The 9,500-nt window shown below is 67.7% G+C and carries 12 protein-coding genes; 2 read left to right on the top strand and 10 right to left on the bottom strand.

Features of this window, described 5'->3' with window-relative positions; genetic code table 11:
• The 3 genes from E1J61_RS15885 to E1J61_RS15875 all read right to left on the bottom strand — a co-directional run.
• On the bottom strand, window positions 1-243 hold a 243-nt coding region (locus tag E1J61_RS15885), incomplete at its 3' end, for an acyl-CoA dehydrogenase family protein (protein ID WP_207951216.1).
• Window positions 244-280: 37 nt separating this feature from the next.
• Window positions 281-775 carry a PaaI family thioesterase gene (locus E1J61_RS15880; protein ID WP_133095013.1) on the bottom strand — a complete coding sequence of 165 codons (495 nt, stop codon included), beginning with the start codon at window positions 773-775 and terminating at the stop codon, window positions 281-283.
• 92 nt (window positions 776-867) lie between these two features.
• A complete protein-coding gene (locus E1J61_RS15875; RefSeq protein WP_133095012.1) occupies window positions 868-1,332 on the bottom strand; it encodes a MerR family DNA-binding transcriptional regulator in 465 nt (154 codons plus the stop codon).
• Between the two features lie 207 nt (window positions 1,333-1,539).
• Here E1J61_RS15875 and E1J61_RS15870 point away from each other — a divergent pair, with 207 nt between their 5' ends.
• A complete protein-coding gene (locus E1J61_RS15870; RefSeq protein WP_133095011.1) occupies window positions 1,540-2,616 on the top strand; it encodes an MBL fold metallo-hydrolase in 1,077 nt (358 codons plus the stop codon).
• A 9-nt stretch (window positions 2,617-2,625) separates the two neighbouring features.
• Here E1J61_RS15870 and E1J61_RS15865 read toward each other — a convergent pair whose 3' ends face one another.
• The 5 genes from E1J61_RS15865 to argS form a co-directional block, all read right to left on the bottom strand.
• Window positions 2,626-3,459, bottom strand: coding sequence for a helical backbone metal receptor (locus E1J61_RS15865; protein WP_133095010.1), 834 nt, complete (start codon window positions 3,457-3,459; stop codon window positions 2,626-2,628).
• Window positions 3,460-3,461: 2 nt separating this feature from the next.
• The gene (locus E1J61_RS15860) at window positions 3,462-4,265 is read right to left on the bottom strand and encodes an SDR family oxidoreductase (RefSeq protein WP_133095009.1); all 804 of its coding nucleotides are present in this window, start codon (window positions 4,263-4,265) and stop codon (window positions 3,462-3,464) included.
• 93 nt (window positions 4,266-4,358) lie between these two features.
• The gene (locus E1J61_RS15855; RefSeq protein WP_133095008.1) at window positions 4,359-4,994 is read right to left on the bottom strand and encodes a thiol:disulfide interchange protein DsbA/DsbL; all 636 of its coding nucleotides are present in this window, start codon (window positions 4,992-4,994) and stop codon (window positions 4,359-4,361) included.
• Between the two features lie 184 nt (window positions 4,995-5,178).
• Window positions 5,179-5,937 carry an SPOR domain-containing protein gene (locus tag E1J61_RS15850; RefSeq protein ID WP_133095007.1) on the bottom strand — a complete coding sequence of 253 codons (759 nt, stop codon included), beginning with the start codon at window positions 5,935-5,937 and terminating at the stop codon, window positions 5,179-5,181.
• 88 nt (window positions 5,938-6,025) lie between these two features.
• The gene (gene argS, locus E1J61_RS15845; protein ID WP_133095006.1) at window positions 6,026-7,822 is read right to left on the bottom strand and encodes an arginine--tRNA ligase; all 1,797 of its coding nucleotides are present in this window, start codon (window positions 7,820-7,822) and stop codon (window positions 6,026-6,028) included.
• A gap of 278 nt (window positions 7,823-8,100) precedes the next feature.
• Here argS and E1J61_RS15840 point away from each other — a divergent pair, with 278 nt between their 5' ends.
• Window positions 8,101-8,424, top strand: a complete 324-nt coding sequence (locus E1J61_RS15840; protein WP_063239886.1) for a DUF1840 domain-containing protein — start codon at window positions 8,101-8,103, stop codon at window positions 8,422-8,424.
• A 160-nt stretch (window positions 8,425-8,584) separates the two neighbouring features.
• On the opposite strand, the gene E1J61_RS15835 is transcribed toward E1J61_RS15840, so the two are convergent.
• Together E1J61_RS15835 and E1J61_RS15830 are read right to left on the bottom strand one after the other, a co-directional pair.
• The gene (locus E1J61_RS15835; RefSeq protein ID WP_133095005.1) at window positions 8,585-9,010 is read right to left on the bottom strand and encodes a DUF883 family protein; all 426 of its coding nucleotides are present in this window, start codon (window positions 9,008-9,010) and stop codon (window positions 8,585-8,587) included.
• Between the two features lie 49 nt (window positions 9,011-9,059).
• The gene (locus E1J61_RS15830) at window positions 9,060-9,224 is read right to left on the bottom strand and encodes a DUF1328 domain-containing protein (RefSeq protein ID WP_029047756.1); all 165 of its coding nucleotides are present in this window, start codon (window positions 9,222-9,224) and stop codon (window positions 9,060-9,062) included.
• Window positions 9,225-9,500: the final 276 nt, after the last annotated feature.

Raw genomic sequence — 9,500 nt, 5'->3', positions numbered from 1 at the left:
CTCTTCCATCGCGATCATGTGCGCCAGGTAGCCCATGTTGGCGCCGCCGTATTCCTCGGCCACGGTGATGCCGAGCACGCCGAGGTCGCCCATCTTCTTCCAGGCGTCCATCGGGAACTGGTCGGTGCGGTCGATCTCCCCCGCGCGCGGGGCCAGCTCGGCCTGGGCCCAGGTACGCACGGAATCGCGCAGCATCTCGATGTCTTCGCCGAGGTCGAATTTCAGGCCTGGCAGTTCGGTCATGTCGGTCTCCTGTTTGGATTCGCTTTGTATTCGTGCTTCAGACGTGATCCAGGGTCTTGACCACGCACAGCGTCATCAGCATGGTGGCCACCTGCTTGCGGCGGCCCTGCTGCGCCGCCTGTTCGACGTAGACCTCGCCCTGCGCCACGATCAGTGTGCGCCCGGGCTTCAGCACCCGCCCCACCGCGACCAGGCGTTCGCCTTGCGCGGGGGACAGCAGGTTGATCTTGTATTCGGCGGTCAGGCCCGCCTCGCCCTCGCCCACCATCGACAGCGCGGCATAGCCGCAGGCGCTGTCGGCCAGCGCGCCAACTACGCCGCCGTGGAAGAAACCGTGCTGCTGGGTCACTCCATCGGACCACGGCATCGCGATCTCGACTTCGCCGCGCTCCACCCGCTGCAGCGTAGCGCCAAAGCTGGTCATCAGCCCCTGGCGCGAGAAACTGGTGGCGATGGCATCGGCGCGCGCGGCGGACAGCGCGTCAGGTTCGGCACTTTCGGCAGCAAGGGCACTGGTGTTGGCAGGCGTCATGGCTGGGTTCCGGTGTGGAGCGTTGGAGTATTCTATTTACGTTTACGTAAACGTCAATCCAAATCGGCACGGAAGCCGTGCCAGGTGATGCATCAGGCCGATCGCTTCCGGGCCGGGGCATCGCCGCCCTCCGTGGCCGCGGGCTTGCCGCCGGTCTGGGCGGCCAGCAAGTCCCGGCAATGGCGCTCGTGCTGGTCGATCTCGGCGAGTTGCGCCTGCAGGTCTTCCATCTGCCGTTCCAGCGCGCCGCGGTGGGCGGCAAGCGCGTGCAGGAAGCGTTCGAGCTGCGGTGCGGTGTCGCGCGGCGACTCGTAGAGATCCAGGATCTCGCGGATCTCGTTGAGAGTGAGCCCTAACCGCTTGCCGCGCAACGTCAGCTTCAGCCGGGTCCGCTCGCGGCTGTTGTAGACCCGCTTGCGGCCGCCCGGGCCTTCGCGCTCCGGCGACAGCAGGCCCTGGTCTTCGTAGAAGCGGATGGCGCGGGGCGTGACATCGAACTCGCGGGCGAGGTCGGTGATGGTGTAGGTTGCGGAGGCTGGAGGTTGCGTGACTGCCATGGGTGCGCCCAGTAAAGTGAACGGTCGTTCGTTGCGAAGTCAAGTTTTCGCTTAAGATGGAGACGAACCGCCAGAGTTGACGTTTACGTTAGCGTCAACCCTGGCGACTGGCAACTGGCGCGAACCGGAACGTTACGCCCGCGCGCCCCGCAACGAGAAAGCCTGCCTGCCCCCGCCCGGCACAAGGCTTCGAACAAGAGACTCCTCATGAACGCACTCGAACACCAGCTCCAATACCCGTTCGGCGACACCATGCCCGATCCCGGCACCAAGCAGGAAGTCGCCCCCGGCGTCTACTGGCTGCGCATGCCGCTGCCGTTCGCGCTCGACCATATCAACCTGTGGCTGCTGCGCGACCGCCTGGACGGGCGCGACGGCTGGACCATCATCGACTGCGGCATTACCAACGACACCATCAAGGCGCATTGGGAAACCATCTTCGCCAACGAGCTGGAAGGGCTGCCGGTGGTGCGCGTGCTGGTGACCCACAGCCACCCCGATCACGTCGGCCTGGCGCACTGGCTGTGCAAGCGCTTCGGCGTGCGGCTGTGGATGAGCCTGGGCGACTACATGAGCGCGCGCGTGATGGGCACCGGCACCGGTGCCGGCTCCAGCGCGGGCGGCGACGCGGCCGCCGCGCACTTCGCGCGGCATGGCCTGACCGATCCCGACAGCCAGGAAAAGCTGCGCGCGCGCAAGACCTACTACCCGTCGCTGGTGCCCGACCTGCCGGCGCAGTACCGCCGCCTGATGGAAGGCGACACGGTGCGGATCGGCACTGACGCGGCCACCTCGGGCTGGCGCGTGATAACCGGCTTCGGCCATTCGCCCGAGCACGTGGCGCTGTACAACGAAGCGACCAACGTGCTGGTGTCCGGCGACATGGTGCTGCCGCGCATCTCGACCAACGTCAGCGTGTTCGACATGGAGCCGGAAGGCAATTCGCTGCAGCTCTACCTGGACTCGCTTACCCGCTACGAGCCGCTGCCGCAGGACGTGCTGATCCTCCCGTCGCACGGCCGCCCGTTCCGCAACCTGCATACCCGCATCATGCAGCTGCGCGAGCACCATGCCGACCGCCTCGCCGAAACGCTGGAAGCCTGCCGCGAGAAGCCGTGCTGCGCGCACGATATCGTCAGCGTGATCTTCAAGCGCCAGTTCGACATCCACCAGATGACCTTCGCCATGGGCGAATCGCTGGCGCACCTGCATTGCCTGTGGCACCGCGGCGAGCTGGTGCGGCAACTGGATGACGACGGCGTGTACCGCTTCCGCGCCGCCTGATCGCGCAAGTCAGTTGGCGGCCGCCAGCGCCGCCAGGTAGCGCACGCCGTCCACCGCGCGGCTGCCGTACCACGACAGCATCTCGCCGTCGACCAGCAGCACCGGCTTGCCGAGCTGGCGCTCGAGCGCGTCGGCGTGGTCTTCGGTGAAGCGATAGGGTTCGGTCGACAGCAGCACCAGGTCGAGCTCGCGCACCAGCGCATCGCTCCAGCGGAAGGTGGGATAGCGTTCGCCGGGCGCGTTGGGGCGGCTGCAATCGCCGCCCGCGCACGCCTGCACGGCGCCCGCGCCGCCTGGCCAGGTCTGCCAGTTGGCCAGCGCCAGCATGCGGCTGATATAGGTGTCGCGCGACACCGTCATCCACGGGTCCTGCCAGATCGCGTAGAGCACGCGGCGCGCCGGCCAGGCACGCGCGCGGATGGCATCCAGCTCGGCCTGCAAGGCCGCGCACAGCGATTCGGCCTCGGTATGACGGCCAAAAATGCCGCCCAGCAGCCGGTACAGCGGCAAATTATCTTCCGGCGCGCACGGATGCGTGACGATCACGTTGGGCACGAAGGCGCGGATCTCGTCGACGGTCTCGCGCCGGTTCTCGTCGATATTGACCACCACATGCGTGGGCGCCAGCTCGCGCAGCCGCGCCACCCTGACGTCCTTGGTGCCGCCGACCTTGGGCACCGCGCGCACGGCCGGTTCCGGGTGGATGCAGAAGCCGGTGCGCGCCACCATCTGCGATTCCAGCCCGAGCGCGAACAGCAGTTCTGTCACCGATGGCACCAGCGAGGCAATGCGCACCTCGCCGCTTGCGGCGGCGTGCTGCTCTCCAATGGCATCGGTCCACATCGTCAGGGCTCCTTGCTTTCCCCGCGCCGCGGCTTGCGCGGCGCGCCGGTCGCCACCATGTCGTACAGCCAGCGCGGCATCACGTGCATCAGCCCCGCCACCACGCCCATCTGCCACGGGATCACGCGGAAGCGCCGGCCGGCGGCGATCACGCGCGCGGCCTTGCGCGCGAACACGTCGGCATCGGTCAGGAACGGCATCCGGTACGGGTTCTTCGCGGTCATCGGCGTGCGGATATAGCCCGGCGCGATCGTGACCACGCGGATGCCAAGCGGGCGCTGCTCCAGCCGCAGGCTCTCCAGCAGCTTGATCACAGCCGACTTCGACGCGCTGTATGCACCGGCGCCCGGCAGCCCGCGCACGCCGGCGACGCTGGCGATGCCGACCAGCGTGCCGCGCCGGCCGCCGGGCCCGGGCTCGCGCTGCTGCATCGCGTGCAGGAAAGGCTGGAACGTGGTCAGCACGCCGAACCAGTTGGTGTCCATCACCTGCCGGAAGGCGTCGAGGTCCTCGCGTTCGCTGGCGACGGTGCCGACCGAGACGCCGGCATTGGCGATCACCACGTCGGGGCAGCCGAAATGGCCGAGAAAGTCTTCCGCCGCGCGCGCCATCGCATCGGCATCGCGCACATCGGCGCCATAGACGCGCACCGCGCCCGGGTTAGGCAGCGTCGCCACGAATTCGCGCAGCGCGTCTTCGCGCCGGGCCACCAGGCCGAGGATGGCGCCCTGCGACGCGTATTCGCGCGCCAGCGCCTGGCCGAGTCCGCTGGAGGCGCCGGTGAGGAAGACTTTGAGGGGACGCATGGATGGAAGAAGGCTGTCCGAAATGAAAAACGGCTGGTACAGGATACCAGCCGTTCGGCAAACCACCGGCCTGTTCAAGGCCGCCAGTCGGATTTACATCTTCTTCGCCTTCACCTGCTCCACCAGGTAATCCATGGCCTGGATCGCGCCCTGCTTGTTGCCGGTGATCGACGGCGAGGTCACGTACTTGCCCTGCACCACCACGGTCGGCACGCCGTCGATCTTGTAGGCGTCGGCGATCTTGTTGGCGCGCTGGGCGTTGGTGGTCACCGTGAACGAGTTATACGCGTCCAGGAAAGCCTTGCGGTCGACGCCGTTCTTGGCCATGAAGTCGGCGATCTCGTTGCTGTCGAGCAGGCGCTTGCGCTCGACGTGGATGGCGTTGAAGACCTTCATGTTCATGGCGTCGAGCTTGCCGATGGCTTCGAGCGCATAGAAGATCTTGGTGTGCGGCAGCAGGTCGTCGCGGAAGGCGACCGGCACGCGCTTGAACACGACATTGCCGCCCTGCTTCTTGACCCAGGCTTCCAGGTCGGGCTCGAAGTCGAAGCAGTGCGGGCAGCCGTACCAGAAGAACTCGGTGACCTCGATCTTGCCCGGCGTGACCGGCTGCGGCGCCTTCAGGACCTGGTATTCCTTGCCCTCGGTGGGCGCAGCCTGGGACGGCGCGGACATCAGCAGGCCGCCCACGGCGGCGAACATGGCGAACAGTGCGGCGAGTTTCTTCATCTTGGTGCGGCCTTGCGGTTGGGTCGATGAGCGTATGACCGCGGCGGCGGCGTCCGGTTCAGCCCGGGCGCCGCCGCCGCAGTGACAAGGGTGTTGCGTTGGTTACGGCGTATTTATGACGCTTTCGTGGCCGGGTGTGCCCCGCCCAGGCGCATAACGCCCGAGCCGGGGTTCCCGCTGACCATTACTGCTTGGTGAAGCGGATCACGGACGCCTCGAAGCCCTGCGACTGCAGCCGCTCGCGCGTCTTGTTCATGTCTTCGATGCGATTGTATGGGCCCATGCGCACGCGGTACATCTTGACGCCGTTGACGTCGCGCTCGGTGATGCGGGCCTCGAAGCCCTGCATCGCCAGGTTGGCTTTCTGGCGGTCGGCGTCGTCGGCCGAGCGGAACGCGCCCACCTGCAGCAGGTAGCCGACCTTGTTGGCGTCGGCCTGGGCGATCTCGGCGATCGGGTCGGACACCGGCTTTTCCGCCGGCTTGGTTGCGACAGGCTTGTCGGCGGGTTTTTCGGCCGGCTTCTCGACGGGCTTCTCCGCCGGGCGGGTGACCGCCACCGGCGGCTCGCCGTTCTGGCGGCCGTTCTGGTGACCGTTCTGCTGGCTTGGCTGGCTCGGCTGGATGCCCGGCCTGGGTTCTGGCTCGGGCGCCTGGCCCACCGGCTTGGCCGGCGTCTTGCTCCACAGCGGCTTGTTCGGGTCGCTCGGCCCCTGGTCGGCGGGCTGCGCCGGCGGCGGCAGCTGGCTGGCGACGTTGCCCGGCTCGCTCGGCCGCGGCGCGCTCTTCTGCTGGAACGGCGTCGGCGACTTGGTGATGTAGAGGGCGACCACCACGGCGATGGCCAGCCCGACGATCAGCCCGAGCACAAGGCCCAGGAACGTCCCGCCGCGCTGCTGGCTGCGGCGGGCCTTGCGCGCATCGCGCTTGCGTTGCTGTTGCATGAAGTCCTCTTAGGTGATGCCGGGATTATAGGGCCACCGCCGGGCAGCCCTGTGGGTCCCACCGGGCGCCCCGCTGGGCGCCCGTCGATTACATGCGGCGCGGCGCCGAGACGCCGATCACCGCCAGGCCGTTGCGCAGCACCTGGCGTGTCGCGGCCAGCAGCGCCAGCCGGGCGCGCTTGACCGCCTCGTCGTCGACCAGCACGCGGTCGGCATTGTAGAAGGCGTGGAAATCGCCGGCCAGGTCGCGCAGGTAGAAGGCAACCGCATGCGGCGCCAGTTCGGAGGCAGCGTCCGACAGCATGTCGGGGAACTCGGCCAGGCGTCGGGCCAGCGCCTGCGCCTGGGCGCCGGCCTCGGGGCCGGTCACGGCCGACAGGTCGGCGCCGGCCAGCTCGGCCAGGCGGCTCTCCCAGTCGGCGCCGCCCCACGACTCGAAGATCGAGCAGATGCGGGCGTGGGCATACTGCACGTAGTACACCGGGTTCTCGTCGTTCTGCTTGAGCGCCAGGTCGACGTCGAACACGAACTCGGTATCGGCCTTGCGCGACAGCAGGAAGAAGCGCACCGCGTCGCGGCCGCGCGTGAAGTGCGCCGGCCAGTCGGCCACGCCCTGCTCCAGGCAGCCGCGGATGGTCTCGCAGGTGTCATCCTGGCCGTTGGACCATTCGATCAGGTCGCGCACCGTGACGTACGAGCCGGCGCGCTTGGAGATCTTGACCTCCTCGCCGTTCTTCATCACGGTGACCATCTTGTGCAGCACGTAGTCGGGGTAGCCCTTGGGAATCCCCATGTCCAGGCCCTGCAGGCCGGCGCGCACGCGCGCGATGGTGCCGTGGTGGTCGCTGCCCTGCACGTTGATGACCTTGGTGAAGCCGCGCTCCCACTTGGTGGTGTGGTAGGCCACGTCCGGCACGAAGTACGTGTAGGTGCCGTCGGTCTTCTTCATGACGCGGTCCTTGTCGTCGCCGTCGTCGGTGGTGCGCAGCCACAGCGCGCCTTCGCTCTCGTAGGTCTTGCCCTTGGCGACCAGCGACTGCACCGAGGCCTCGACGCGGCCGTCGCTGTACAGCGACGACTCCAGGTAGTAGCGGTCGAACTTGACGCCGAAGGCCTGCAGGTCGATGTCCTGCTCGTTGCGCAGGTAGGTCACGGCGAACTTGCGGATCGAATCGATATCCTCGACGTTGCCCGACGCGGTCACGGGCTCGCCGTCGGAGGCGCTGACGGTCTTGCCGGCGAGGAAATCGGCGGCGATGTCGGCGATGTAGTCGCCGTTGTAGGCCGACTCGGGCCAGCTGGCGTCGCCCGGCTTCAGGCCGCGCGCGCGCGCCTGCACCGACAGCGCCAGGGTCTGGATCTGTACGCCGGCATCGTTGTAGTAGAACTCGCGGTGCACATGGAAGCCCTGCCACGACAGCAGGTTGGCGAGCGCGTCGCCCAGCGCCGCCTGGCGCCCGTGGCCCACGTGCAGCGGGCCGGTCGGGTTGGCCGAGACGAACTCGACCAGTACCTGGCCCTGCACGCCGCGCTCGCGCGCGCCGTAGTGGTCGCCCTCGGCCAGCACCGCGCGCAGCACGTCGGCCTTGGCGGCTGCGGTCAGGCGCAGGTTGATGAAGCCGGGACCGGCGATCTCCATGGCCTCGACCAGGCCCTGCGCGCGCGCATCGGCCTGCACTGCGGCGACGATGCGCTGCGCCAGCTCGCGCGGATTGCTCTTGAGCGCGCGCGCCACCTGCATGGCGATGTTGCAGGCAAGGTCGCCATGGGCGGCCGCCTTGGGCCGCTCGAAAGTGACGGCGGGCAGGGTGGCATCGGCCGGGGCGAGCACGCGCACGGCATCGGTGAACGCGGCGGCGAGATTGGAGGTCTGAACAGGCAGCATGGATGTCGGAAGCCCTGTGGGCAAGTATTCAGGCGCCGCGTAAATGCGGCACCAACTGCGGCACCAACGTGCGGCACCAACGCCCGAAGCGGCATGTGACGGCAAAGGTACGCCGCGCCGCTCAACAGGCATTGAAACAGGCATTGGAATCGGGAACGCGGAATTTTATCAGGTGCTATGCTGACATCATGCGCGAAGATGGCCCCGGGCCACAATCCATGCGGCTTCCCGCCCCCGGGAACGCCGTCCCCTGCATGTCCGGAAAAGGAAACCACACCATGCTGATCACCTTCAAATCCCACGCTGCGCAAGACCTGATCATGATGAAGGATCTGGCCATCACGCTGCTGGGCATCATCGGCAAGCATCTCGGGGAACGGGGGGTGATCACCGTCGAAGAACTGCCGCGCGCGATCCAGAAGCTGGAAGCGGCAGTGACCGACGCGCGCCGCGACCATCCCGCCGGCACGGCCGTGGAAGGCAAGTCGGGAGTCGATGAAGACGAGGAAGAGCCGCTGCACCTGGGGCAGCGCGCCTATCCCTTCCTGGACATGCTGCGCGCCTCGCAGCGGGAAGGGACAAACGTCCTGTGGGGGGTGTAGCCCGAAGGCAAGGCAGCCCCGGGCGCGCCGCCGTACGCGCGGCGCGCACAAAAAAAGACGCCCGGCACCGAGTTGGGTTGCCGGGCTTCCGGACGAGGGCGCCGGAAAGGGGGGAATGCTTTTCACGGGCCCCGCCGCGCGGGGCCCGGTGCCGCCAGTCCTACTCCTCTTCGTGGTGGCGGCCGTTGGCCAGCAGCACACCGAGCAGCGCACCGATGGCAGCGGCAATCGCCACCGCCTTGAGTGGCGAATCGACGACCCGCTGGCGCGAGTGTTCGACCGCACCGTCCATCCGTTCGCGGGCGCGCATCATGCCGTCGGTGGTCTGGTCGCGCAGCCGGTGCGCCATCTCGCTGGCACGGTCGCGCAGCCGCTGGCCGGCACGCAGGCTCTCGGCCGAGCCTTCCCGCGCCAGCACTTCGATGGTGTGCTCCAACTGGGCGATCAGCGCCTTGACCTCGCCGGAAACCGGCGCAGCGGCCTCGCGCGAATCGCGCGCTGCGTGCTTGAGATGGCGGATGGCGCTGTCGGCACTGTCGGACAAGTGGTTCAGTTCCTTCCGGACTTTGGGGTTCTGGGTCAGCATAGGGTCTCCTCAGGTTGCGATCGGCACAGGAGCCGGCGCGTGGCCGGCGCTATCGCCTGCGGACCAGTCCCATCACCGCGGCCACCAGTGCCACGACCAGGAAGATGAAGAACAGGATCTTGGCGATTTCCACGGCGCCGGCAGCGATACCGCCGAAGCCGAAGATCGCCGCGATCAGGGCGATGACGAAAAATACGAGTGCATAGTGCAGCATGGCTAGGCTCCCGAAGATGGCTGACCGGGCCGGCACTGGCCCGGAGCCCAAGTGAAGACTTGCGCCACAAGGTGCAAGCTCATAGCCTCATCGTAGGAAGCCAGCCGCCGCGCCAATACCGACAGCGAGCCGATTCCGCTGTCAGCCGAGTCCTACAGCATGGCAGTAAGGGCGCGGCACGCCCGACGCATCAAGGTTGACCCATGCGGATCGATGTGATCCCATGAGCGCTCCCTGGCGCCGCACGGGCAGGCAGCGCACCCCAACCACAGGAAA

Origin of the sequence: Cupriavidus sp. L7L, assembly GCF_004353535.1 — a bacterium.
Taxonomy (GTDB): domain Bacteria; phylum Pseudomonadota; class Gammaproteobacteria; order Burkholderiales; family Burkholderiaceae; genus Cupriavidus; species Cupriavidus oxalaticus_A.
The sequence above is the reverse complement of the archived record's forward strand: the minus strand, read 5'-3'. Positions and strand labels throughout refer to the sequence as shown.